Origin of the sequence: Sporomusa sp. (assembly GCF_035561155.1) — a bacterium.
Lineage (GTDB): Bacteria > Bacillota > Negativicutes > Sporomusales > Sporomusaceae > Sporomusa.
The window spans coordinates 26015-51916 of record NZ_DATMYD010000087.1 but is presented as its reverse complement, the minus strand read 5'-3'; the positions used below and the strand labels follow the sequence as shown (position 1 = coordinate 51916).

The following is a 25902-nucleotide window of genomic DNA, read 5'->3' as shown; positions in this document are numbered from 1 at the left end:
CTCTTTAGTGAGAGCGGTATAGGAGGGGAGAAGCATGAAATTAGGTGTACTTACTGTCTTGTTTCAGGATAAGCCTTTTATAGAGGCGCTTGACGTTGTTAAAAGCTATGGTCTTGATGCTGTCGAAATTGGCACAGGCAACTATCCGGGCAACGCACACTGCAATCCGGATGAACTGCTTTCTGACAGCGCCAAGCTACACGAATTTGTCCAGGCGCTTGAGGAACGGGAGCTTATTGTTAGTGCTTTAAGCTGCCACGGCAATCCGTTACATCCGCAGCCTGAGATTGCCCGCAGTTTTCACGAAACATGGCGCAAAACCGTGTTGTTAGCCGAGCAACTCGGTGTGGAATGCATCAATACTTTCTCAGGCTGCCCTGGTGATTCCGAGCAGTCACGTTACCCCAACTGGGTTACCTGCGCTTGGCCGCCCGATTATTTAGATATTTTAAAGTGGCAGTGGGAGCAAAAGCTCATTCCTTATTGGCAACAGGAATCAGCCTTTGCGGCAGAGCATGGGATAACCAAAATAGCTTTCGAAATGCACCCTGGCTTCATGGTGTACAATCCGGAAACGCTCCTCAAGCTTCGTGCGGCAGTAGGACCGGCAATGGGGGCTAATTTTGACCCCAGCCATCTAATCTGGCAGGGCATCGATCCGGTAACGGCCATTAAGGTATTGGGCAAGGCTGGTGCTATCTTCCACGTGCATGCCAAAGACACCTACCTTGATAAAAGCAACATTCAGGTGAATGGCGTACTGGACGTTAAGCCATACAGCCAGATAACCGAGCGGTCATGGATTTTCAGAAGTGTAGGGTACGGAATGAGTGAACAGCAATGGAGAGCCATTGTTAGCACCTTACGAATGATCGGGTATGATCATGTTCTCAGCATTGAGCACGAGGACTGCCTGGCTTCATCGGAAGAGGGATTTGCTAAAGCGGTGGCCTGTTTAAAAAGCTGTTTGTTCCGCGAGCCGGCCGCCCAGATGTGGTGGGCCTAATCTAATAACTAACCAAACATCTCTGCCTATTAAGGCGGGGATGTTTTTTATTGGCCTGGACAAAATAGGGAAGAGCTAGATAAGACATTATGATGGAAAGGAAGGCTTTTTACCATGAATAATCTGGTTGTCGAAGAACTGCTCAGGCAAGCCCTGAAAGAAGATATTGGTGTTGGCGATATTACCAGTCAGGCTATTTTTACGGATGATCACTATTCTGAAGGCTATTTACTGGCAAAAGAAGAGATGGTGCTGGCTGGAAAAGATATATTTTCCCGGGTGTATTCTCTACTTAACAGGAATATTAAAATTGCTTTTAGATATAACGATGGAGCCAGAATACCAGCCGGTGAAAAGTTTGCCATTATTGAAGGACCAATTCGTAGTCTGCTAAGTGGCGAGAGGGTAGCGCTCAATTTTTTACAGCGTATGTCCGGTATTGCTACAGAGACTCGCCGTTTTGTGGAAGCGGCTGGTGATAACGGGGCGCTTATTGCCGATACCAGAAAGACAACCCCTGGCCTGAGAATGCTGGAAAGATACGCAGTGAAAATGGGTGGCGGCAAAAGTCATCGCTATGCTCTTGACTACATGGCTCTCATTAAAGATTATCATATTCAGGCTGCAGGTGGCATAACTCCAGCAGTCGAAAAAATCCGTCAGCACCTTTCACCCTTTGTAAAAATCGAAATTGAAGTCGAAACCTTAGATCAAGTCGAAGAAGCAGTAACTGCAGGCGTCGATGTCATTGCTCTTGAAAACATGTCGATAACCATGATTGAGCAAGCAGTAGAGATTATTGATAATCAATCGCTAGTGGAAGTATCAGGCAATATTACCATAGAACAGGTACCTGAGTTGGCTGCAGTCGGTGTGAATATAATTTCCAGTGGGCTTATTACTCAATCAGTTAAAGCGGCTGACATCAGTATTAGGTTAAAGTAATGGATGATTTACCTTCGGGCTATAATAACAACGAAGGGGGGTGTTCTTATGGCGAAAAAAGTTGCAGTAGAAGATAATTTATCAACAATTAAACAAGCATTAGAAAAAAGAGGCTACACTGTAGTGAGTCCTAAAAGCAAAGAAAGTGTGATGGCGTGTGTAGTAATGGGCATGGATAATAACCTAATGGACATTCAAAGCACTGTTACCAAAGCTCCGGTTATTGATGCAGCCGGTATGACACCTGAGCAGGTAGTTACCCGCATAGAATCGCTTCAATAGTAATGAGGCCCCTTCGCGCGAGCGACGGGGTTTTTATTTAGCTGCCATAAACATCCGTTAGACAAACCTTGATACTTATGATATAGTGTGCCTAAGGACAGATGTATTGTGTTAGTAGAAAGGTGATGTACAATGCCGGATATGATGCCGAATTACGTTACTGATACTGGCCTGGACTTAACAAACGATGACGTTATATTAGACAATGGCGATAATTGGAACAATTAAAAAGACGCGCGGCGTCTTTTTTTTTGTGCTTCTCAAAGGTTTTGTAAATAAAAAACATTTGTATAGTGGGAAAAAATGTATTATGATTAAAGCAGTCAATGAAAACTTTAAATTGTGCTAGGGGTGCCTTCGGGCTGAGAAATGGCTTGTCCATTACCCTTTCACCTGATCTGGGTAATGCCAGCGTAGGGAAGCGACCTGTAAAATAAGCCGTGTCTTACTGGGGCACGGTTTTTAGTTCTGCCGTGGGGGTTACGGAACCGTGGCATACGATTCATTAAAACTGATACATAGGAGTGAAGATTTTGTGAAAGCATCAATTAGTGAGAATGTAGTTACCGTTATTTCTAGTCCGACAACTGTGTTGACTCTGGTCGGCGTAGTAGTGCTACTAATCGGCCTGATTAAGATGAAGAAAGTCCAGTTCAATGCAAGAATTATGGCGCATATAGGCCTTGCCATTGCGTTGGCTGCCATACTACATGCTTTTCAACTATATAAAATGCCACAGGGTGGCAGTGTCACATTGGGAAGTATGCTGCCGATTTTGCTGATGGCTGTTTATTATGGACCTGAAGTGGGGTTTCTTACCGGTTTTGTGTATGGAATAGTTAACCTGATTCAGAGTCCGTATATCTTGCATCCAATACAAGTGCTGTTCGATTATCCGCTGCCGTTCATGGCTCTTGGTTTGGCTGGCTATTTTAAGGATAGGATGGTTGTAGGAACGATAGCCGGAATTTCTGCCCGCTTTATCTGTCATTATATTTCAGGAATTGTCTTCTTTGCCAGCTATGCGCCTAAAGGTATGTCACCATATCTTTATTCACTTGTCTTTAACGCTAGCTATTTAGTTCCGGAGTGTATTATTTGCCTGATCCTTATGCGCGTTCTGCCGGTTAAGCGTATTGAAGAAACGATTAAGTTTGCTCAAAAAAAGGCTTAAATTGCTATATTGGGTATTAGAAGGGCAATCCCATGAACGTGGGTTTGCCTTTTTTTATTACCTACCAAGGATTTTAATACCGATAAGCTGAATATATTATAAAAAGAAGTTACATGGGGTGAATTTTATGGACAAGTATAAAGTTGTAATCGCGGGACGAATTATGCCGCCAGCTTTGGCTGCAATACAAGAGCAATGCGAAGTGCTGCAGTGGGATCGGCCTGTGCCGCCTACGCTAAGCCAGTTGACCAGGTGGCTTCAGGATGCCGAGGGCTTGTTTGTTTTGCCCAATATAGCGGTTAATGAGGAATTACTGGCAGCTGCGCCTAAGTTGAGAGTAATTGCTCAACCGGCGGTAGGGTATGACAATATTGATATCCAGGCCTGCACTAACCGGAAAATTCCGTTTGGCAACACACCCGGAGTACTTGTAGAGACAACAGCAGACTTGGCTTTTGGACTGCTTTTAACGGCCGCGCGGCGTATCCATGAAGGCTGGGACTGGGTACGGGCAGGCAAATGGCAGCCTGGAGCATCTCTGCCCCTTGGCGTAGATTTGTACGGTAAGACACTGGGGATCGTAGGGCTGGGAGCCATTGGCACGGCTGTTGCCAGACGGGCGCAGGCTAGCGGTATGAAGGTTATCTATCATAATCGTCGGCCGCGACCTAATCATGAGGTACTGGGCGTTGAGTACCGCCTTTTTGAAGATCTGTTAACTGAGGCTGACTTTATTGTGGTGCTGACACCGCTCACGCCTGAAAGCCGGGGGCTGTTTGGCGCTAAAGAGTTTGCCAGGATGAAGCCAACAGTATATTTTATAAATGCTGCCAGAGGTGCGGTAGTGGATACTCAGGCTTTATACAATGCACTGGCAGATGGACAGATTGCGTACGCCGCGCTGGATGTTACCGATCCTGAGCCGCTGCCGGCAGACCATCCGCTCATAAAACTGCCAAATATCTTAATTGCTCCGCATATCGGCAGCGCAACAACTGAAACCCGCAACAAGATGGCGCTGTTGGCGGCAGAGAACCTGCTGCTTGGGTTAGCAGGCAAGCCACTGGTCACTTGCGTAAATACAGAAGTAAATTATCGGCAACAGAAGGCGTAGTTACTACAACAAGAGGCAAAAAAAGCGAGGTTGCCAGGTGGCAATCTCGCTTCACTTTACTTTATGTAATTAATGACTACTTCTCTGCCGCGATCTTTTCAACTTTAACGGCACATACCTTGTACTCGTACGTCTTGGTTACTTTGTCATACGCATCATTTGTCAATTCATTTGTTGGTGTTTCAGGGAAGTGGAAGGACATCCATACCAAGCGGGGCGGAACCCTGTCAGTGACCCAGGCCTTGGTTTCTACCCGTCCTCGCCGTGAAGCAACGGCTATTTTATCCCCATCGGCAATCCCCAATTTTTTAGCATCATCCGGATGGAGCATAGTTTGTTCTTCAGGACGGAACTTGGTGAGGTTTCTTGAGCGCTTGACAGTAGATACCCGGTGGTGGTACAGCGTCAAGCCTGTCGTCAGCAGCAACGGATACTCGGCATCAGGCAGCTCCGCTGGCGGCTGATACTCAACCGGGACAAACCGGGCAATACCGCAGACAAATTTACCTGACTCATGCAGTACCGGTGTGCCAGGATGTTCTCTAGTTGGGACAGGCCATTGCAAACCGCTTTCTTCAAGCCGCTCATAGGTGACACCAGCATAACTGGGGGTAAGTTGCGTAATTTCCTCCATAACTTCACTGGCATTGGTGTAATTCATGGAATAGCCCATACGGTTGGACAGTTCCATAATAATGTCGCCGTCAGTCTTGGTACCAGGGAGGGGGTCAATGGCCTTGCGTACCCGCTGAATACGGCGTTCAGTGTTGGTAAACGTACCGTCTTTTTCAGCAAAAGTAGCGGCAGGCAAAACAACATCAGCCAATTCTGCCGTATCGGTCATAAAAAGCGATTGTACTACCAGGAAATCAAGCTTGGCAAACGCCTTTTTAACATGATTCGCATTCGCATCACTTAGGACAGGGTCTTCACCCATGACGTACATGGCTTTCAAATTACCGTGGCTAATTTCATCAAACATATCGGGGCTGGTTAGACCGGCCTTTTCGGACAGTTTGACACCCCACGCCTTTTCAAACTTTTCCTGTACAGCCGGATTGACCACCTGCTGGTAACCGGGATATACATTAGGTAATGCTCCCATATCACAGGCGCCTTGTACATTATTTTGGCCGCGCAGCGGGTTAACACCTGTACCAGGTTTGCCGATATTGCCTGTCATGAGCGAAAGGTTGGCCAGACTCATGACATTATCAGTCCCACAGGTATGCTCAGTAATGCCCATTGTATAGAAAATCTGGGCCCGTTCAGCAGTGCCGTAGATCTCTGCCGCCTTATAGAGCAAATCTTGCGGTACACCGGTAATCTGCTCAACATATTCGGGGGTGTACTTTTCGACACCGGCTGCAACTGCATCAACGCCGTTAGTACACGAGTCGATAAAGTCCTGTTTGTGCCAGCCTGACTTTAAGATAATCCGCATCAGGCCGTTAATCAGTGCAATATCGGTGCCAGGTGTGAGGCGTAGCCAGACATCGGCTTTACCGGCCATCTCGGTCTTACGCGGGTCGGCCACAATCAGCTTGGCTCCGCGCCGTAAGGCTTGCCGCATTTTCGCACCAATGATCGGGTGTGCTTCTGTCGGATTGGCCCCAATAATAAACATTACATTTGTAAAAGGAATCTCATTAATCGAGTTAGTCATTGCCCCGGAACCGAATGAGGTGGCCAGACCGGCCACAGTGGGGCTGTGTCAGGCACGGGCGCAGTGGTCAATACTGTTCGTACCAATCACTGCGCGCATGAATTTTTGCATCAGGTAGTTTTCTTCGTTAGTGCATCTGGCTGAGCTTAAAGCTGCGATCGCATCGCCGCCATGTTCGGCTTTAATGTGAGCAAACTTATCGGCCACCAGGCTGAGCGCCTCATCCCACGAAGCCTCCACAAACTCGCCGTCTTTTTTAATTAAGGGCGAAGTCAGGCGGTCAGGATTGTGGATAAAATCAGTGCCAAACCGGCCTTTTACACAGAGCATCCGCCCGTTAACCGGGCTGGTAGGGTTAGACGTAACGCCAATAACTTTACCGTCTTTGACATTCAGGTCAAAATTGCAGCCAACGCCGCAGTAGGGGCAGGTCGTTTTCACCTTTTTATCGGGGTGTCCGGCTTCATACAGCGGCTTTTCTGTAAGAGCGCCCACAGGGCAGGCGGCAACACAAGTACCGCAGAATACGCAGTCTGATTGGTCTGTAGGGGTATCAAACGCTGTCGTGATTTTGCTGTCAAAACCGCGATAAGCCCACTCAAGTACGTTACAGCACTGGAGCTCCTTACAAGCCCGGACGCAGCGGCCGCAAAGTACACATTTATTGTTATCTCGGATAATGAATGGGTTACTGTCATCGATAGCGTACTGGCGCTTTTCGCCGTCAAAACGCACTTGACGAATCCCCAGATCAATAGACAATTGCTGCAATTCGCAGCTTAGATTGCTCTGACAGTGTAGACAATCCTGAGGATGGCTGGCCAGAAGCAGCTCAACCACGGTTTTTCTGGCTTCACGAATGGCAGCTGACTGGGTGCGGACTACCATACCGTCGGCGACAGGATAAGTACAGGCTGTAACTAACGTGCGGGCACCTTCAACCTCAACCACACAGACGCGGCAGGAGCCTTCTGGCGTTAAATCGGCCAGGTAGCACAGTGTCGGAATGGTAATTCCGGCTAAACGCGCAGCCTCAAGCACTGTGGTGTCGTAAGGAACCTGGAGTTGTTTATTGTCAATTGTTAATGTAACCGTTGCCATACCCACTCTCCTTAATCTAGTAGTAAAATATAAAATTTTCTGCTAATACATTCGACTTAATTATCAGATTACCTGCTAGGGGACCACTGAGATGGTATAATATTCTATTGAAGTGTAATAAATTGATATTGCGTATCACAAAAGGGTACATTATTGCTTATAATGGATTCTTTATTTTTGAGGGAGGGAACCTATGGATCAATCCCAGGCCCTTGGCCAGGAAAAAATCAGTAAGTTGTTGTGGGATTTTTCTCTGCCAGCCATAGTGGGAATGGTGGTCAACGCCCTATACAATATTGTCGACAGTATATTTGTCGGTAACGGGGTTGGTGATATTGGCCTTACGGCTGTAACAATAGCTTTTCCCATTATGATTATTTTAATGGCTGTAGGCATGTTAATCGGAATTGGCGCCTCTACACTGGTATCGATTCGCCTTGGTGAGCAAAAACACCACGAGGCAGAAATTATCTTAGGAAATGCGTTTACTTTAATGGTAATTGCTGTACTGCCTATGACAGCTGTTACGCTTTTATTTTTAGATCAGATTTTGGTGCTGCTGGGTGCCGAGGCCAATGTGCTGCCTTATGCCCGTGAATTTACCAGAATTATTCTGATAGGCAGCATATTCATGCATATCGGCTTTGGCCTGAATAATATAATACGCGCCGAGGGCAATCCTAAGGTGGCAATGGCGACAATGCTGATTGCGGCTTTATTGAACACTGCACTTAATCCGCTGTTTATCTTCGTTTTCAAGCTGGGGATAGCGGGATCAGCTCTAGCTACAGTGGCTGCCCAAGCTGTCTCAGCTACCTGGGTGCTTAGGTATTTGACTAGCGATAAGAGTGTTCTTAAATTGCGATGGACAAACCTCCGCCTGGATAAAGATATTGTGTATGAGATTGTTAAGATCGGTATGTCGCCTTTTATGATGCAGCTTGCTGCCAGTGTGGTAACTGTAATATATAACTATAGTTTACTGCGTTATGGCGGGGAATTAGCTGTGGCTGCGATCGGCATAATTAATCGGGTGGCTATGCTGATACTGATGCCGGTGTTCGGTATTAGCCAAGGCGTTCAGCCCATATTAGGTTACAATTACGGCGCCAAAAATTACGCGCGGATGATTGAGGTTATAAAATTAGGTATGTATGCAGCCACAGGTGTTTCTATCCTGGGATTTATCGCAACACAGCTATTTGCTACGCCAATCATCCGGGTATTTAATGACAACCCTGAGCTCATTGCCATTGGCTCAAGCGGATTGAAAGTGTTTTTAATCATGCTCCCTATTATTGGCTTTCAAATTATCGGTGCGAACTATTTTCAAGCAGTAGGTAAGGCTAGTTATGCGATTTTTCTTAGTATGTCGCGTCAAGTGATTATCTTAATCCCGGCCATTCTTGTCTTGCCTCATTTTTTCGGATTGCAGGGCATTTGGTTTGCCGGGCCGGTAGCTGATTTTGCGTCATCGCTCTTAACCGGGACATATCTGTGGCATGAACTGCGAAAATTTGATCAGGGCTACCTGGAAAATAAATCTTAGACTAGTAGGGTATTGAAGGCAGACGAAAATAAAGCCTATTATTATTGATTTACAAGGCTAACACCTAGAACAGGTGTTAGCTTTTTTTGCTATTTCATTTTTATTTCAGAATCATGTTTTATACTTGGTCAGTGAAGACAGACTGGTTTTAACCTATCGCAAGGTGGTTGAGATCACTTGAAATAGAAAGGATACGAAAGAAGTCATGAAGAAAAACACATGGATTGAAGTAATCACTGTCATTCTTGTGGCAGGATTTATCATGCTATTCCAGCTGGGGGAATTGCCATTACTTGATCCGGATGAGCCCGTGTATGCTCAGACGGCAAGGGAGATGCTGGCAGCCAATGACCTTATATCGCCAAGAATATTCGGGGATTTTTGGTATGATAAGCCCCCAATGTACTACTGGCTTGTTGCCGGTGCGTTCAAAGTTTTCGGTCAGACCGAGGTTGCTGCCAGGCTGCCATCAGCCTGCTTAGCAGTCTTTGGTGCTCTGATGGTTTATATGGGTGGAAAGTCGATCATAAACAATCGGGCTGGGTTTATCGCTGCCTTGGTGTTATCAACTAGCCTGGAATATTTTTATCTAGGAAAGGCTGCGGTGACAGATGTTACCTTGACGTTCTTTATCACAGCCTGTTTGCTGCTCTACCTGAGGAAAAAATACTACCTTGCTTATGTAGCTGCCGGACTGGCAGTACTTACCAAGGGGCCTATCGGCATTGTATTTCCGGTCGCTATTATCCTAATCCATCTCATTTTGACGCGAAACCTAGGATCTTTGCGGTATATGAAAATCTTCAGCGGGGGGGCTCTGGTACTGGCGGTCGCGCTTCCGTGGTATTTAGCCATGTTTCATTTTCATGGAATGGATTTTGTGAATACGTTTTTAGGTTTTCACAATGTAACCCGCTTTCTTCAGCCTGAGCATTCTTCAGGCACACTTTGGTATTACTACATTCCTGTTTTGCTGTTGGGGTTCTTTCCTTGGACGATATTTTTAGTCCAATCAGTCTGGGCCGCACTCCAGAATAGAGACAGTGAACAGGGCAGTGAACTTGTCTTTTTTGTGATCTGGGCAATGGTAGTGTTTGCTTTCTTTACGGTATCGCAGACTAAGCTTATTTCATATATTCTGCCGATGTATCCCCCGCTCGCGCTCCTTGTAGGATGGTATATCGATAGATGCCTAACTGTAGGGACATTGGGGATTTTTAGAAAACCAGCGGTGATATTGACAATCTTAATGATTTGCTTGGAAGCAGGTCTTTTCATCACAGCCAAAAATTCAATACCAGATCTTTTTCCCGGAGCCGTGATGACAGGACTGGTTTTTGCGCTTGCTCTAGGAGCGGCATGGTTTACTGTCCGTAAGGGAAGAAATGCTGAATTTATAGGCGTACTGGTCGCTGGTATGACAGCTTTTGTGATAGTCTTAATGATTCAATTACTGCCGGCCGCGGCCCAGTCATTTTCTGTAAAAGCTTTGGCAGGGCAGTTCCGGGAGCACTATGATGGACAAGCTCCGGTTTATATCGCAAAATTCTATCGTCCGGGATTTTCGTACTATACCGGAACTCCAGGTAGGGAGTTAACCACTAATCAACAATTCAAAGAATTGGTTTTAAGCGATTCAGGTAAAGCTTATTTCATCATTCGGAAAACAACGTACCTGGATTTGCCTCCAGGTGAACAAAGCAAATTACAGCTTGTTGCTACCCAGAAAGATGTCGCTTTGGTGCTTAAAAATTAACAATTTTGTTTCGGAGGATAAATAAGATGAAAGTTATTTCAATTGTTGTGCCTGTTTATAATGAACAGGATAATATAGAGGTATTCTATCAGGAAGTATGTAAGTATATGGAGACTCTGCCGTATATATTTGAGCTGTTGTTTGTTGATGACGGGTCCAGTGATAGTACTATTGCGATCATAGACAGATTAGCTCAACAGGACAAGCGGGTACGGGGTCTTGTTTTGGCCAGGAATTTCGGCCATCAAATTGCTTTAACTTGCGGTCTTGATTTCGCTGAAGGCGACGCCGTTATTACGATGGACGGTGATATGCAGCATCCGCCTGAAATGCTGCCACAGTTAATCAGCAGCTGGGAGCAAGGCTACGAGGTAGTTCAGACTGTACGAGTGAACACCGAAGGGGTATCCTTGTTCAAAAAGGTAACATCAGGCATGTTTTATAAGGTAATGAACGCCATGTCAAATGTACAAGTAGCAGAAGGAGGCTCTGATTTTCGACTTCTAGACAAGAAGGTGGTGACAAGTTTTCGCAGCTTTAAGGAACAGGCGCGTTTTATCCGGGGGATTATCAGCGCAATTGGCTATAGACAAGCACAGATAGAGTTTGTAGCGCCCAAACGCTACGCCGGCACATCCAAGTTTTCTCTAAAAAAGATGGTGCAGTTTGCGGTGGACGGTATTACATCTTATTCGAAATTACCCTTGCGAATTGCTTTTTATTTAGGCCTATTGTTTGGCTCCTTTAGTTTTGCACTCATGCTGCACGTCTTATATATTAAAATCTTTACTGCTGATGCAATCCCCGGTTGGGCCACCACTTCAGCAAGTATTTTAATGTTAGGCGGCTTGCAGCTTGTCGGGCTTGGTATCATCGGCGAGTATATTGGACGAATATTCGAGGAAGTAAAACGACGTCCGCTGTATTGGCTGCGGGACGACTTAAATGGTTCTTCCCAAGAGGTAGTTCGGATGCCAGGAGTTCCTGGAAAATAATTCTTAGGACAGTACGTCATTTGGAGGGCAGGAACTGGCGGTTGGGACGCGAATAATACCAGTACTATCTTGAAAGGCTGGTATATATGAAAAGCAGGTTGCTTGTTGCCGTGCTTTCCGTTATTGTCTTTGCTATGGCGACTGCAACAGCGCCGGTTGAGGCAGCTAATTTGAGTGACCAGGATGCGAATATGGCCCAAATGAAGGCCGATGAAAACAGGATTAAAAAACTTCGCCATGGTTATATCAAGTATGACGGAAATAAAGTCTATTATTATTGGTAATTTTGTTGAGTTAAAAGGCTAAACCTAGAATAGGTGCTAGCCTTTTTGTTTTTTACAAGTACTTAGCCAATATATGCATGTTTGAAACAAAGAACCTGATTGTAAATTAGACCGTCAGGCAGGATTTTTAGGTTTGTTGGTGTACATATTTAAAAAGTGGATTTATTTACTATATGAAATCCAATATAGATTAGTAGAGTTGAACCAGAAAGGGCGGTACTTATGAAAAACTCAGTCCATGATCTTGTTAAGAAACAGCATGATTTTGTAGTAGCTATGCGTCGCCACTTCCGGATGTCACCTGAGCTTGGCGGTCAGGAGTATGAGACGCAGAAAAAAATATTATCTGAACTCAGGTCTATGGGATTAGAGCTGAGACAAGCTGCCGGTACTGGGGTGATTGCAGAGATTAAAGGCAGCAGACCCGGTAAAACGGTGGCGATTCGTGCTGATATTGATGCTCTGCCAATTCAGGATGAAATCGATCAGCCTTACCGCTCTCAGAATGATGGAATCTGCCATGCCTGCGGTCATGACGGGCATGCTGCTATGCTGCTGGGAGTGGCCAGAGTACTTAATGCAATGAGGGATGAATTAACAGGAAATATCAGGCTTCTGTTTCAGCCCAGTGAGGAACTTTTTCCGGGAGGAGCCCTTAATATGATTGCCGATGGCGCACTAGATGGTGTGGATGTTGTTATTGGAGCACATTTGTGGCAGCCTCTCGAAGTAGGGACAATGGGTATAACCTATGGCCCGATGATGGCTTCGCCTGACCAATTTACCATTACTGTTCAAGGCCATGGCGGTCATGGGTCGATGCCGCATCAGACGGTTGATCCCATATTTGTGGGATCGCAAATCGTGCTGGCCTTAAAGACGATTACCGGCAATCAGGTTAGTGCCAATGAGTTAGCTGTTTTGTCGATGGGCGTATTTAAAGCTGGCGAAGCGTTCAATATAATACCTGATTCTGCCGTTTTGCAGGGAACGGTGCGGACTTTTTCCCAGAGTGTCCGTGAGACAATCTTTGCGTGTATTGAGCGGATATGCAGTGGTATTTGTGCGGCTTCGGGGGCTACTTATACACTAGATAGTTGCTATGGTTTCCCGCCAGTGATTAATAACCCTCAGGTGGCGGAAGTTGTGGCCGATGCGGGCAAAGAAGTACTGGGTGAGAGTCAGGTTATTGAGATAAGTCCTGCGATGGGAGGGGAGGATTTCTCCTGTTATCAACAACAAGTACCAGGCTGCTTTATATTTATCGGCATCGGTAACAAGGAAAAAGGGATCAGTTATCCTCACCACCATCCTAAGTTTGATATGGATGAACAGGCACTTGACTATGGGGTTGCGGTTATGGCAGGGGCAGCCCTGCAGTTGTTAAAGGCGTAAGGAATTACCTTTTTAAGCTGGAAAAATATACATTTTTCAGCTAGAGGAAAAATAATAGTCATGGTGAATTATACCTGTGGCGAGGCTTTCTGATAAGGAGGTTAGTATGGTTAGTACTGAAGAGGCTGTAAAAACAATTGAGATTCGAGGTTTTTTGCATTTGGCCAGCTTGTTTAAGGAGCGTGGCTGGATAAGTCCGTTAACCCTGAGTATTGATGGTGACGTTAGCGGAAAACAGCTTTTGGACATGCTAGAAATTTCCGAGAACCAAGTTGAAGCTGTATTTATTAATGGTAAAGCTTATCCCTTAGCTTCTGCCAGGATAAAATCCGGCGATAGAGTTGCTTTAGTACCGCCGGGAACTCCTGGGCCTTATCGCGTATTTTTGGGTTTTGTTGAAATATAGATTTTGCTGCTGCTGCTTGCCAGAAAAACCATTTTTGAAGCAGGAATACAGTTAATTTTGGAGAACAAACCTATAGTAGTAATTTGTTTTAGGGTGGGAATTTTATTTAATTGAAAGAAGCTAATAGGAGGATACTTATGTGGACGGTAGTATACATAGCTTCTAACCGGGCACAGGCCGAACTATATAAAAACGTACTGTGTAATGAAGGTGTACTTGCTAACATCCGTGCGGCAGGAATTGTTTCCGCTCTCGGTGATGGTTTGTACGAAATTTTGGTTTTGGAATCAGAAGCGAATGAAGCTCACGCGATTTTGTGTCAACACGCGATACGGTAAGTCGTATTCAATTAAGGAGTGTTAGAGTTGCTAAAAAAGACCAAGATTGTTTGCACTGTAGGCCCTAGTACCGATAAACCCGGTGTCCTAGAGGCAATGATGGAGGCGGGCATGAATGTTGCCCGGTTTAATTTTTCGCATGGCCTGCATGAAGATCATGCCAAGCGAATGGCCAGGGTAAGAGAGGCAGCCCAAAATGTTAAACGGCCAGTAGCGCTGATGCTTGATACCAAAGGCCCGGAAATGCGCCTAGGCTTATTTGCTGAAGGTAAGGTCTATTTAGAAAAGGACCAGAAGTTTGTGTTAACAAGCCGTGAAGTAGTTGGTACGAAAGAGATCGCGTCTGTTAACCATAAGTTATTACCGCAGGAAGTTTCTCCTGGGCAGATCATCCTCATTTCCGATGGGTTGGTAAGCCTGCATATAGATGCTGTTGAAGGCGACGACATTATCACCACTGTTAAAAACAGCGGCCAAATCGGAGACCGCAAGCGTGTTGCGGCACCTGGGGTTGCTGTTAATCTTCCGCCTTTATCTGAACAGGATGTTGCTGATATTTTATTTGGTATTCAGAATCAAATGGACTCAATTGCCCCTTCGTTCGTTCAGCGTGCTGCCGATGTACTGGCTATCCGCAAGATTTTGGAAGATGCCAACTACACGATGGACATCATCCCTAAGATTGAAAACGCAGAGGGCGTAAACAATATTGATGAAATCCTTAAGGTGTCTGACGGTATTATGGTAGCCAGGGGTGACCTTGGCGTGGAAATCCCTGCAGAAGAAGTGCCGCTTGTTCAAAAAATGCTCATCAAGAAATGTAATAAAGCCGGTAAGCCGGTTATTACCGCTACGCAAATGCTAGAGTCTATGATAACCAATCCACGGCCTACCAGAGCTGAGGCCAGCGATATTGCTAATGCGATTCTGGATGGATCAGACGCTATTATGCTTAGTGGTGAGTCAGCATCAGGCCAGTATCCGGTCGAGGCTGTCCAAACAATGTCCCGTATCGCTGTACGTACCGAAACCTCGCTTCGTCACAGCGATATTCTAGTGGGTAAAGGTATCCAACTGCAGCGCACAACGACTGACGCTATCAGTCATGCGACTGCGCAAATATCACATGAACTGGGCGCAGCGGCTATTGTAACCTCGACTCAGTCTGGATATACTGCCCGTATGGTGTCAAAATACCGCCCCCAGTCCACCATTGTAGCGGTCACTCCCAGCGAAAAGACAGTGCGCCGGATGCTGTTGCTATGGGGGGTTTATCCGATCTTGGGACCCAGCTTTAATAATACTGACGAAATGGTGCACAGTGCAGTCGCCAGCTCGCTAAATGCCGGGGTTGTTAAAGATGGGGATTTAGTTGTTGTTACTGCAGGTGTGCCTGCTGGTATGTCAGGAACAACCAATATGATTAGGGTTCACGTAGTTGGCAATATTCTAACGCGCGGGACGGGGATCGGACAACAGGCCGTTACCGGAAAAGTTGTTATTGCTACATCTATTAAGGATATTAAAGCCAAGTTTCGGGAAGGTGACATTTTGGTAGTCAACAGTGTTGATGAAGAAACTGCACCTTACGCTGCTAAGGCTGCTGCTATCGTTGCTGAAGAAGGTGGCTTGACTTCGCATGCTGCTATTGTGGGGGTAAGTTTTGGTATGCCTGTGCTTGTCGGTGTTGAAGATGCTACCGAACGCCTGGAAGATGGTGCGATAGTTACCGTGGATGCTGCCCGGGGTATTGTATACCAGGGAGAAATTAACGCTAGATAGGGAGACCCTTATGGCAGTATGGTTGTTGATTGTGCTAACAGGGATAGTTTTAGCCGCGTGGTGGTTTTACACCAGGCGGCTAGACTGGCAGTTTAGGCACATCGCGTCTCAACTAAGTGGAATAACCAGAGAGCGGCAGATGAACGCTGCCGCTGCTAAACGAGTTATGCGGCAGATATACAAGGTGTTGAAGGCTAGTTTGATTGCCGGTAAAGCAGACAACGCATATCGGGCTTTTGACATGTTAAAGCTGGCCTTAGGCCATGGTTTAGGAAGAGCAGGTGAGCCTGTACGTATTACAGCTGCTATTTACCTGGCGTTGCGGTCAAACCAGCCTGACGCTGCCGGCCACGGTATTGACGCTTTTCGACCGCTGCTAAAGAATGTGACCACCACTGAGATTCCTGCTGTTGTGGAGCAGCTTGGCCTGATTGCAGTTATCAGTTTGAAACAGCGGCATAATTTTTTGGCCGCCCGGGCAGTAGAAGTCATTTTTGCCAGCCTATATACAGCACAAGATGCTGGTGTTCGTATGGCTGTAATGCGGGCCTTAAAACTAACCGGCCTTACTGCTTTGCGCCGGGGAGATGCCGGTCTTATCCGTGAAATCCAGGCAAAGTTGGCAGGCTGGCTTGCCGCCGAACCGCTCGATAGTATGGCTCATGAGCAAGCAGTAGGGGTATTGACGGCATGGTTGCTCCGGGTAGTAAAAGCCGGAGATGCCTGTATGATTGATCCATTAACCGATTACATTAGGCAATTAGCAGAAAAGAAAGTGTTATCAGATAACGCTTTAGCAAGTATTGTTGCCGAATGCAATCATATTGCCGGTATGGATAGTCTTAATCCCTTTAGTCAAGTAGCGGGCGCAATATCTATGCTCAGTCTCGATCTAGCGGTGCAGGTTCGTGGGAATGACACTTGGCGCCAGGCGGTTGACGGTGCCGGGCAAGCTGCCAGGCTGGCTGTAGCACAGCGCAGCTTGGCAGAGAGCTTTGACATTGTCTATCCGCTTTTTGAAGCCGGTCGCCGTCTGCTTACAGCGGAACTTAATTCCGGTCCTGTAAGTGATCTGTTTCGGCAGCAGGCTCTCTACACATTAATGAGAGAATGTCTGCAGCTGGTGGAGTTTGTTTCCAGGCAAAGCTTTACTACAACAGCAGCTGATATCATCGACCAACTCTATCTGGATTGGATTAAGCGCCCGGCAAATGCCGGTCAGCAAAAATCAATAAAGAAGTTTTGTCAGCTGTTATTTTTATATTGTACACGGCTTAAGCGCCGACAAAAGCGTCTGACGGCAGATGGTAGCAGTTTTAATGCCCCAAACACAATAACGCTGTCTAACAGGGAACGTTTGACACAGCTTGGGTATTTATTTTAAAAAAAAGGCGGACAATTTAATTGTCCGCCTTTTTCTAAGAGTAAGCTGTCATTATGCTTTTTGCCGAATAGCTCTCTGTTTGGGCAGTGACCCTGTAAGCGCCAGACTAATTAACGGGCTAAGGGCGCCTACTTTGTTGATGATAGCTGCTAAACAGGAACTTAAAGCAAGTGTTGCCAAATAAAATGCTACGGTGACTGGTGCCGTTAACAGTATGCCAATCTGAGTCAGTTTGATGATTAGATAGTACATAACGAATGGGTGAACAAGATAAACCAGATAGGAATAGCGTCCCAGACAGCCTAGAACGGCTGCTAGTTTAGCTGGCAAAGGTCTGCTGAAAGCATTAAACAAAAATAAGGTTGTGCCAAGCGTGTACAGTACCCCGATTGGACTAAGCTGGTGGACAGTATTTACGGCCTGCTCTAGGCTGTAGAGCTTGAAATAAACAAGGTAATAGTAGAAGCAAAGCATTCCGGCTAGTGTTGCTGCAAAAAACGCATAAACCGGCCGCTTATTACGTTCCAGGGCCGCCTGAAATTGAGGATAAAGCTCAGAACAAACAGCGCCGAGGATAAAAATAAATATGTAATGTAAGATCAGATAGCTCATGCGGTGCTGTACAGCAAGGTTAAGGTAGTAGTTATCAAATCCTGCAGTGAGTATATAGCTGGAATAATAATTAAAAGAAATTTGAGCTAGCAGCAGGCTGAGTAATCCTACTGCCGGAGCTTTGAGAATCCAGCTTACAAGTTGTCGCCAGAGCGGCATAAACGCATAAAACCAAACCAAAATAACTAAAAAGTATAACTGGTAAGAGGCCAGACCAAATAAAAAGTATTCATAAACAAGCGGCCTATTCCAAATGCTGAAATCGCCGCTTGCCCAGGTATAGTGCAGCATGTAGAGGAGAGACCAGGCAAGGTATGGCAATAGGACAGCTTTAAAGCGGCGGCGCATAAAGGCCAGATAGCTGAACTCTGCTTTGAGTGGCTGGCTGATAAATAAGCCGAAAGCAGATACAAAGAAAAATATTGGCACACTAAACCGGGTGACTATTTCAAATAACGCAAATAGATGTGGATTGACAGCAGGATAAGCCAGTGAATAAGCCCCGGTGTGAATGCCTAATACTCCCAACATGGATATACCGCGGATGTAATCGAGAGCAAATATGTGCTGTTTTGGCATAGGTTGAGCTGCTCCTTAGGATTTTGTTTTTACTGGCTGCGTATTATATAAGATATCACCATTAATTATAGGTCGTAACTGTTTTAACTGCAATAAACTTTTATGCGAGGGAGATGGAAACAAATGTCTGAACAAGTACAAGAAGGACAAGCAGCCCCGGATTTTACTCTGCCGGCAACTGGTGGAAATCAGGTAACCCTGAGCCAATATCAAGGCAAGAAGGTAGTGCTATATTTCTACTCTAAAGATAATACCTCTGGTTGTACAGACGAGGCTCGCGAGTTTCGCGACATGTATGAAGCTATTACTGCTGCTGGGGCTGTCATCCTTGGTGTAAGCAAGGATAGTCTTGAAACGCATGAAAAGTTCAGCGCTAAGCACGAGCTTCCTTTTCTCCTGCTGAGCGATACTGACAGGGTGGTCTGCCAATTGTATGGCGTATTCAAAGAGAAAAATATGTATGGTAAAAAAGTAATGGGCATCGAGCGATCCACCTTTATTATCAATGAGCAGGGAAAAATAACCCGTGTTTTTCGCAAGGTTAAAGTCGCTGGGCATGCTCAAGCTGTGCTGGCTGCATTAAAATAGGCTGCTTAGGAATTTTTTCGCAAAAGGCAGGAGATTACCTACTGCTGTGTAATAAAGTATATTAATAAATCGAGGGAGGACTTTCCATGAAGCCAATCGGTCTAATTAATGGTAAACTAATAGATTTAAATGAAAACATAGTGCCAATGGAGGACAGAGGTCATCAGTTTGGCGATGGCGTATATGAAGTAACAAGGGTATATAATGGGCGCTGTTTTGCTCTGAGAATGCATGTGGATAGATTATATCGCTCACTACGCGAACTGACTATTCCAGCAGTATATACATATGAGGAACTTGAAGAATTTCATGATCTGTTAATCAAAGAAAGTGGTATTATGGATGGGGCAATTTACCTTCAGATTACTCGCGGTTTATCGCCTCGTGCACATGGTTTTCCTGAAAATGTAGTGCCATGTCTGACGATGTCTATTCGCCCTTCCAGTGCTGCACCTGACAAAAATAAACTAGAAGGTGCCAAAGGCCTACTGATTCCTGATGAAAGATGGCTCAGATGTGACATCAAGTCGCTTAATCTTCTAGGGAATGTCATGGGTAAACAAAAGGCTAAAGAAGCCGGCTGCTTCGAAGGTATTCAAGTCCGGGATGGATTTGTTACTGAAGGCACCAGCAGTAACTTTTTCGTAATTAAAGATGGTGTTGCCTGGACATATCCCCGGTGTAATCTCATCTTGACAGGTGTTACCAGAACGCTGATTATTGAAAAAATAGCGCCAGAACTTGGAGTCTTAGTCGTTGAGAAGAAGTTTGACGAGGCGTTTGTCAAAACGGCAGAAGAGGCTTTTGTCTCAGGCACCAATAGCGAAATTACGCCAATTGTGACTCTGAGCGGACAGCCTGTTGGCAAGGGTACTGTTGGCCCTATCACCCGCAAAATTCAAGAAGCGTACTGGGCGATGATTGACCAAGAATGCGGACGTAAGTAAGCAGAAAGGTGGAGAAAACTATGAATATGATAGTTACAGAACGTGCGCAGGAGTTTATTGCACAAGAGGGCGGCATTATTACAGCGAAACTTGAGCAACGTTTAATTCCTAACTGTTGTAATCCTCCTTCGATAGCTCCTGTTCCCTCCGTAAAACTTGGAAAACCGGAAGAACACGAAAGTGCTGAATATGAGGCTTTTGTGATTGACGGTGCTGAAGTTTATGCACATACTTCAATCCAAAATTATAGCAGTGAGGTTCTTTTGCGAATTGATACCGAAACTACGCTGTTTGGAAAACGGCTGGTTCTGTATGGCTTGCCTGTTCCAGCTAAAAACTGCGGCAACTGTACATCCTGCTAAAAAAACTGCTGGAGGCTTTGGGCCTTCAGCAGTTTTTTCGTTCGTTACTTTATAATATTAGTTGCACAACTAGAGCAGCCGCCGCCATCTTCCTGCATTTTTTCTTCCAGGCGACCATTGTTAAATAAAATCATCTCAGCTATAGCCATTGGCAAAACTTCTGTAAGCAGAACTTCCATCGCGTTATGCATAGCCTGCTGTTGGTCTCTGTGGCTCAGAGCAGTGGTTAATTTGGTTTCAATCGGCTCGCGGTAGGTAGTAAGCCAGCGCTGGTAGTGGGCAAGCAACGAAGGTCCGTCAAAATACATAATAGGTCACATCCTTTTTTATTTTTTAATTATGTTTGGCGAGTTAGGTTCAGAGACAATATTTTGGTCAAATGCGCCAGCGAATAACACTCAAACATGGCGCAGTACTTGGAGAACAACGGTATTGCGCTATTCTGGCCCCAGCGTTCTTTCGGCTGGGTGTTGAGCCATAAAATACGTTTAACCTTTTTACTGATGACAGATAACTCACTTGCCGCTTCGAGAGGGGCCAGAGTATTAGCATCACTAATAATAAAGAGCAGAGTTGAAGGTGATATTAACTTTTTATGCTCTTCCTTTAACCTTGTCAATGCGTTAAATAAATTCGTGCCTTGCCCCATTTGTGCAGAGCTTGCTACTAAATCGTTAGTAACTTGGGCAAAATCATTACTTCGTTGAAAATAACCGGTTACTTTCTCTAAATCATTGGCAAAGATGAAGGTTTCGATGTTTTTTACAACACTGGATAAACCAAAAAGAAGCGGTAAGGTAAACCGAACATACTTTTTCATTGAGGCAGATACATCACAAATAACAACAATATTCGGCTTATGAATTTTTTTGGTTTTATACTTTAACGCAATCATTGTGCCACCGTAGCGCATATTACGGCGGATGCTCTGGCGAATGTCAATGAGTTTACGGCGACCAGTCAAACGAAAACGCCGCGAAATACGGGTGGTTAACCTGTGCGCCAATCGTTTGATCAAGGCCGTGACCTGCGGGATTTCATGCTCGGCAATATCCTGCATGTTTTTATACAGCAAGGGATTCCGTCCTGTACCGCCAAGTCCTGCTGCTGAGTCTACAACATGGTCAAGTTCATCATGGCCTAATAATTGTCGGCGAGCGGCAGCAAGCTGGGCTAAATCTTCAGGTGATAGTTGGCGCTGCCAGAAGGACAAAGAGCTTTTGAGCAGGTTTTCTACTACCGGCTGAAAAGATTCTTTCACATTATGACCTGAGGATGTCTTCTCCAAAAAATCCAGTAGACGTTGTTTTTCCCGTTCAGGCAAGCGCTTATAGACATCTTTGAGTTCGTCAGGTATATCAAGCGGGCGTCCTTGAAAAACCAGTTCTTCCTGAGCCTGTTGCGACTGTTCAAGATCAAGTTGTTGTTTAGAATCCCAAACTTCCTGCTGCTGCTGCTTAGCCTCAGGCGGAACAAAAAACAGGTTAAAGGCTTTATCAAAGGCAACTTGATCTTCTGAGTTCTTAATTAGTGTGCTTTTTAATGCCGCTCGGAATTCATCCCGGTCAAAATGTTCAATGACTGTCAGGCTGTCTACAGCATCAATGGTTTCGGCGATGCTTACCCGTACCCCAAGCTGGCGTAAAATCTGAACAAATCCTACTAGATTGTCAGCAAGTGAATTCAAAACGATCAGCCCCCACAGCTTTCATCGCCATGGCAGTGACATGTTGTGCTCGTAGGTATGTTGCCGGTTGCCTGTTTGACAACTGTGCACAGCTCTTCTGCTCCTAAATCTTTCTGGAAGGCCATTAAGTCGTCGCGGTTTTTAAATAAGAGCCCCATAGTCTGTTGAATCAAGGTTGAATTAAGGTGGTCAGCGTGCATAGCAATGAGCGACCTTGTCCAATCAAGCGTTTCAGCAATAGAAGGCTGTTTGCTAAGCGTTAGATTGTTGCGCAAATGATTGACGGCTGTAGCAATCTGCACAGCCAATTTTTCAGTAGCTTCAGGGATTTTTGTACGAATGATATTAATTTCCTTGTCAATGGGTGGATAATCAATATATAAATAAATGCAACGGCGGCGCAAGCCTTCGGACAGTTCACGGTCATGGTTGCTTGTCAGTACCACGATAGGGATGTGATTGGCTTTGACGGTGCCAAGCTCAGGGATGGATATTTGAAAATCTGACAGGATCTCGAACAAAAAGGCTTCAAACTCTTCGTCTGTTTTATCAATCTCATCTATTAACAGTACTGGGCGTTTCTCCGCCCGGATGGCTTTTAGCAAAGGACGTTCTAATAAGTACTCCGGAGAAAAAACATCATTTTCGGAAAGGTTTTGGCAAGCACTATCTCTGCTCATCTGAATCTTAATCAACTGGCGTTGATAATTCCATTCGTATAAGGCTTTGTTTTCGTCCAAACCTTCGTAACATTGCAGGCGAATAAGCTCGGTATTAAATACTTTACTTAATACTTTCGCAATTTCGGTTTTGCCAACGCCGGGCGCACCCTCGATCAAAAGCGGTTTTTCCAACTTTAAAGCCAAATAAACAGTAGTTAAAAGTTCTTTATCGCTAATGTATCCTTGGGCTTCAAAAGCAGTACGCAATTCCGGCATGGTGATAAAGGTGTTCGATTGCTTGTCCATAACGTATTCTCCTATCTCTATTGAGCTATTGTTTTAATTTTACAGCAAATTGATAATATTTGACAAGCGAAAACGTTTTTCCCAAAAAACAAAAGCTACTCCATGTAGAGTAACTTTTGTGCTGGCTTATATAGTATGGCGGGTTAGAGACTTATTCCAATAAATTCGCCGGTTTTAAATGGGGTGTCTTCAACTAACTGGTCTGGAAGGATTTCAAAATGCTTAAAGAACTTCTTTGCTCCGATATAGGCGCCTTTTGCAGCATAACGTACAGGAAAAGTATTAGGCTGTAGCTGCTCCATAGGCAGAATGCCGAGAGCCTGTTTTTCCGGATCGTAACCTAACATACAAAAATGATTGTTGTCTAAAAGCTGGGTGGCTCTTTTGTTAAAGACAATACGACCATTAGGACGTACTTCAATTACTGGTTCGTCGTTTTTGGGTGTACGAGTACGATGCGGCTGAAACAGAGTAAAAGAAAAGCTGTTTTCTTCACTCATGGAAACTCACTCCTTAAAAGTTAATCGATACATTAAAAAGTATGCTCAAACTTGTAAAACTATAAACATCAAATTAGAAAAAATTTCATGTTTATTTTGATATTCTTAGGATTATCCACGTAAATGCAGGAATTTTACAAAGTAGGGCATAATCTTATCTAGTAAAGGTTTATTCAGTTTTACCGCTTAACTTGTTTTCCGGATATATATAACTACAGGGGGAATTTAAATGAATCAGATGTGGTTTCAAGTTTTGGCAACCATGATTGTCGGCAGCATGATTAAGTATCTTTTTTATAATTCGTTAGCTTGGGTGGTTATCGATTTGGCAGTACTTGGAGTAGCTTATCTGCTATTGCGCCGCGATCCCTTTATTGACATGAAGCGTTCAATGATATTTCTCGGTGGTTTAACCGCTGTCAATGTTTTGGTAGACTTAGGAATCATGAATGGTATGATAGGTAACTTAGCATTGCTCGCGCTCTTGGCCTATATGATGTTCGGACGCAATTATAATAACAGGCGGCGTAGATAGTCAGGAGGGACGGTAGTTTGTCTGAACATAAGGTTATCACAAGGGCGGCTCTTTTACTGGCGCTTACTCTGATATTTCAGTCGCTGCGATTTTTTATTCCCTTGCCGCCGTTCCTGTCTACCTTTATTATTGGTAGTTTAGTCAATGCAACACTTCTTATAGCTGCAGAAAAGGTTGGCTTGTGGCCAGCGCTTATGATTGCCGCAATTGCGCCGATGGTGGCATATTTCCAGCAGCTTTTACCGCTGCCGGTGTTTATTGTGCCTGTCGCGTTAGGCAACGCAGTGTATATTAGCCTATTTCTAACCAGTCTGCGTTGGGGCCGCGTTTTGGCAGTAACCCTGGGAACGGCAGGAAAAGCCGGGATCTTATATGGGGCATTTGTTTGGCTTCTTACCGTTATTGCAGTGCCGCCCAAACTTGCTGCCGGCATTATGCTGGCAATGAGCTGGCCGCAGCTAGTTACCGGTATTTTCGGAGGTATAATAGCTTCATTAGTTGTTAGACGTATAAGATAACACTCCTTGTGGAGTGTTTTTTTTTTCACTTGTGTGAATGTTTTTGTTTTTGGCAGGAGTTTGCTGCTAGGACGGCAAAATAGTATACCAACACAGCAAATATTTTGACAAATAGCCATATGCTTCCTGAAAACAGGCCAGTGCTATGGAGGGGTTACTATGCATGTCAACCACGGCTTAACGTTGGCGGATATTGTTAATGTTAAAGTTTTACAAGAAATTCAGGACAAATTTTCAGAAGCTACTGGTTTGGCTGCTGTCATCGTTGACGGTGCCGGGCAGCCAGTCACTAAGCCCAGTAATTTTACCCGGTTTTGTAACCTTATTCGTTCAACACCCGAGGGACTAGCCCGGTGTATCGGTTCAGATGACTGCGGTGGCAGAATGGCTGCCAGGCAATTATGCCCTTCAGTATACCGCTGCCATAGTGGGCTTACTGATTTGGGAGCACCGATTATATTAAATCAGCAGCATTTGGGTGGCTTTTTAGCTGGTCAAGTAGTATTGCCTCAAGACGGGATAGACCTTGCCAGTGAGGTGTTAAAAGGTGTTGCTGACCTGAACCTTGATGAAAGTGCAGTTCTTGAAAGGCTAGCTGAAATTCGCGTTGTCCCTGAAGAACGAGTGCGGGCTGCAGCTGATCTGCTTTATATTATGACAAATTATATTGTAGAGATTGCCATGGCTAACATAGCGCAAACACAATTAATGAGTGAACTGAAAGCAAAGGCGGATCTGGAAAAGGTCTTAAGGGAAACTGAACTTAAGGCTTTATTGTCACAAGTCAATCCACACTTTTTATTCAACACTTTAAACACGATTGCGCGTCTTGCTCTTTTGGAAGGGGCACCACGTACTCAGGAAGTGGTTTATGCTTTATCAGATCTATTACGTAATAATTTGCGTAATATTGATGAGATGGTAACCGTCGGCGAAGAAGTCCAATATATAAAAAATTATCTGCTGATACAAGAAATGCGCTTTGGCGACCGGATTCAGGCTTCCATAAACATTCCCGAGGAACTGCTGGAGCAAAGAATTCCATTTATGACACTGCAGCCGCTTGTAGAAAATGCGATTATTCATGGCCTTGAGCCCAAACGCGGTGGTGGCAATATTAATATTTCCGGGCTGCGGCGAGGCAGCCGGGTAGAGCTCATGGTAATCGATACCGGTGTTGGTGTTACCAAAAGCCAAATAGAACGCATTTTTATGAATGAAAAAAGAATTGCAGGCAAAGGGCAAACTACGGGTTTAGGTATCACCAATGTCCATAAACGTATCCAGCATTATTTTGGCTCCCAATTCGGAATTGAGATATTTAGTGAGCAAGAGGGCGGAACAACAGTGAAAATTTGTTTGCCTTATGGGTTCATCGAACAGGAGGCCACTGTTTAAGAAACCCTCTGCCTGTAATGGAACGCAGGCA

At 45.0% G+C, this 25902-nt stretch carries 26 protein-coding genes and 1 riboswitch; of the genes, 20 read left to right on the top strand and 6 right to left on the bottom strand.

All coding sequences use genetic code 11. From position 1 onward, the window contains the following. The first annotated feature begins 34 nt into the window (after window positions 1-34). The 5 genes from VN447_RS11745 to VN447_RS11725 all read left to right on the top strand — a co-directional run bounded on the left by VN447_RS11745 (window position 35) and on the right by VN447_RS11725 (window position 4521). Window positions 35-1006 carry a sugar phosphate isomerase/epimerase gene (locus tag VN447_RS11745; protein WP_325525547.1) on the top strand — a complete coding sequence of 324 codons (972 nt, stop codon included), beginning with the start codon at window positions 35-37 and terminating at the stop codon, window positions 1004-1006. A 114-nt stretch (window positions 1007-1120) separates the two neighbouring features. Further along, complete coding sequence (gene nadC, locus VN447_RS11740) at window positions 1121-1951, top strand: carboxylating nicotinate-nucleotide diphosphorylase (RefSeq protein WP_325525546.1); 831 nt, start codon at window positions 1121-1123, stop codon at window positions 1949-1951. A 48-nt stretch (window positions 1952-1999) separates the two neighbouring features. Further along, on the top strand, window positions 2000-2233 hold the full coding sequence (locus VN447_RS11735; RefSeq protein ID WP_325525545.1) for a YkuS family protein: 234 nt from the start codon (window positions 2000-2002) through the stop codon (window positions 2231-2233). 337 nt (window positions 2234-2570) lie between these two features. Then, a riboswitch (TPP riboswitch) is annotated at window positions 2571-2670 on the top strand. 98 nt (window positions 2671-2768) lie between these two features. Further along, a complete protein-coding gene (gene thiT, locus VN447_RS11730; protein WP_325525544.1) occupies window positions 2769-3407 on the top strand; it encodes an energy-coupled thiamine transporter ThiT in 639 nt (212 codons plus the stop codon). Between the two features lie 127 nt (window positions 3408-3534). Continuing rightward, complete coding sequence (locus VN447_RS11725) at window positions 3535-4521, top strand: D-glycerate dehydrogenase (protein WP_325525543.1); 987 nt, start codon at window positions 3535-3537, stop codon at window positions 4519-4521. A 76-nt stretch (window positions 4522-4597) separates the two neighbouring features. On the opposite strand, the gene fdhF is transcribed toward VN447_RS11725, so the two are convergent. Beyond that, window positions 4598-7288: a formate dehydrogenase subunit alpha gene (gene fdhF, locus VN447_RS11720; RefSeq protein WP_325525542.1), complete on the bottom strand. Its 2691-nt coding sequence runs from the start codon at window positions 7286-7288 to the stop codon at window positions 4598-4600. Window positions 7289-7481: 193 nt separating this feature from the next. On the opposite strand from fdhF, the gene VN447_RS11715 reads away from it, so the two are divergent. The 9 genes from VN447_RS11715 (at window position 7482) to VN447_RS11675 (ending at window position 17177) form a co-directional block, all read left to right on the top strand. Continuing rightward, a complete protein-coding gene (locus VN447_RS11715) occupies window positions 7482-8837 on the top strand; it encodes an MATE family efflux transporter (RefSeq protein WP_325525541.1) in 1356 nt (451 codons plus the stop codon). Between the two features lie 205 nt (window positions 8838-9042). Continuing rightward, window positions 9043-10593, top strand: a complete 1551-nt coding sequence (locus VN447_RS11710; protein WP_325525540.1) for a glycosyltransferase family 39 protein — start codon at window positions 9043-9045, stop codon at window positions 10591-10593. Between the two features lie 26 nt (window positions 10594-10619). Then, window positions 10620-11588: a glycosyltransferase family 2 protein gene (locus VN447_RS11705; protein WP_325525539.1), complete on the top strand. Its 969-nt coding sequence runs from the start codon at window positions 10620-10622 to the stop codon at window positions 11586-11588. Window positions 11589-11674: 86 nt separating this feature from the next. Further along, window positions 11675-11872 (top strand): hypothetical protein, encoded by a 198-nt coding sequence (locus tag VN447_RS11700; protein ID WP_325525538.1) that lies wholly within the window; start codon window positions 11675-11677, stop codon window positions 11870-11872. Between the two features lie 222 nt (window positions 11873-12094). Further along, complete coding sequence (locus VN447_RS11695; protein WP_325525537.1) at window positions 12095-13267, top strand: amidohydrolase; 1173 nt, start codon at window positions 12095-12097, stop codon at window positions 13265-13267. 106 nt (window positions 13268-13373) lie between these two features. Further along, window positions 13374-13673 (top strand): MoaD/ThiS family protein, encoded by a 300-nt coding sequence (locus VN447_RS11690; protein ID WP_325525536.1) that lies wholly within the window; start codon window positions 13374-13376, stop codon window positions 13671-13673. Window positions 13674-13810: 137 nt separating this feature from the next. Then, the gene (locus VN447_RS11685; RefSeq protein WP_144350560.1) at window positions 13811-14011 is read left to right on the top strand and encodes a hypothetical protein; all 201 of its coding nucleotides are present in this window, start codon (window positions 13811-13813) and stop codon (window positions 14009-14011) included. 27 nt (window positions 14012-14038) lie between these two features. After that, window positions 14039-15793 carry a pyruvate kinase gene (gene pyk, locus VN447_RS11680; RefSeq protein ID WP_325525535.1) on the top strand — a complete coding sequence of 585 codons (1755 nt, stop codon included), beginning with the start codon at window positions 14039-14041 and terminating at the stop codon, window positions 15791-15793. Between the two features lie 10 nt (window positions 15794-15803). Beyond that, window positions 15804-17177 carry a hypothetical protein gene (locus VN447_RS11675; protein ID WP_325525534.1) on the top strand — a complete coding sequence of 458 codons (1374 nt, stop codon included), beginning with the start codon at window positions 15804-15806 and terminating at the stop codon, window positions 17175-17177. A 51-nt stretch (window positions 17178-17228) separates the two neighbouring features. Here the strand turns inward: VN447_RS11675 and VN447_RS11670 are convergent, their stop codons facing one another. Then, window positions 17229-18368 carry an acyltransferase gene (locus tag VN447_RS11670; protein WP_325525533.1) on the bottom strand — a complete coding sequence of 380 codons (1140 nt, stop codon included), beginning with the start codon at window positions 18366-18368 and terminating at the stop codon, window positions 17229-17231. Between the two features lie 123 nt (window positions 18369-18491). Here VN447_RS11670 and bcp point away from each other — a divergent pair, with 123 nt between their 5' ends. The 3 genes from bcp to VN447_RS11655 all read left to right on the top strand — a co-directional run bounded on the left by bcp (window position 18492) and on the right by VN447_RS11655 (window position 20265). Then, window positions 18492-18956, top strand: coding sequence for a thioredoxin-dependent thiol peroxidase (bcp, locus tag VN447_RS11665; protein ID WP_325525532.1), 465 nt, complete (start codon window positions 18492-18494; stop codon window positions 18954-18956). Window positions 18957-19042: 86 nt separating this feature from the next. After that, a complete protein-coding gene (gene dat / locus VN447_RS11660) occupies window positions 19043-19903 on the top strand; it encodes a D-amino-acid transaminase (RefSeq protein ID WP_325525531.1) in 861 nt (286 codons plus the stop codon). A gap of 20 nt (window positions 19904-19923) precedes the next feature. Then, window positions 19924-20265, top strand: a complete 342-nt coding sequence (locus VN447_RS11655) for a hypothetical protein (protein ID WP_325525530.1) — start codon at window positions 19924-19926, stop codon at window positions 20263-20265. 44 nt (window positions 20266-20309) lie between these two features. Here the strand turns inward: VN447_RS11655 and VN447_RS11650 are convergent, their stop codons facing one another. The 4 genes from VN447_RS11650 to VN447_RS11635 form a co-directional block, all read right to left on the bottom strand. Beyond that, a complete protein-coding gene (locus VN447_RS11650; RefSeq protein WP_325525529.1) occupies window positions 20310-20573 on the bottom strand; it encodes a hypothetical protein in 264 nt (87 codons plus the stop codon). 29 nt (window positions 20574-20602) lie between these two features. After that, window positions 20603-21952, bottom strand: a complete 1350-nt coding sequence (locus VN447_RS11645; protein WP_325525528.1) for a VWA domain-containing protein — start codon at window positions 21950-21952, stop codon at window positions 20603-20605. Between the two features lie 5 nt (window positions 21953-21957). Beyond that, window positions 21958-22920, bottom strand: coding sequence for a MoxR family ATPase (locus tag VN447_RS11640; RefSeq protein WP_325525527.1), 963 nt, complete (start codon window positions 22918-22920; stop codon window positions 21958-21960). A gap of 143 nt (window positions 22921-23063) precedes the next feature. Continuing rightward, the gene (locus VN447_RS11635; RefSeq protein WP_325525526.1) at window positions 23064-23420 is read right to left on the bottom strand and encodes a hypothetical protein; all 357 of its coding nucleotides are present in this window, start codon (window positions 23418-23420) and stop codon (window positions 23064-23066) included. 229 nt (window positions 23421-23649) lie between these two features. Between VN447_RS11635 and VN447_RS11630 the strand changes: the two genes are divergently transcribed. From VN447_RS11630 to VN447_RS11620, 3 genes are all read left to right on the top strand, one after another. Further along, window positions 23650-23955, top strand: a complete 306-nt coding sequence (locus VN447_RS11630; RefSeq protein WP_325525525.1) for a hypothetical protein — start codon at window positions 23650-23652, stop codon at window positions 23953-23955. Between the two features lie 17 nt (window positions 23956-23972). Beyond that, complete coding sequence (locus VN447_RS11625) at window positions 23973-24473, top strand: hypothetical protein (protein WP_325525524.1); 501 nt, start codon at window positions 23973-23975, stop codon at window positions 24471-24473. Window positions 24474-24632: 159 nt separating this feature from the next. Next, entirely contained in the window at window positions 24633-25871 is a 1239-nt protein-coding gene (locus VN447_RS11620; protein ID WP_325525523.1) for a sensor histidine kinase, read from the top strand. The last annotated feature ends 31 nt before the right edge of the window (window positions 25872-25902 follow it).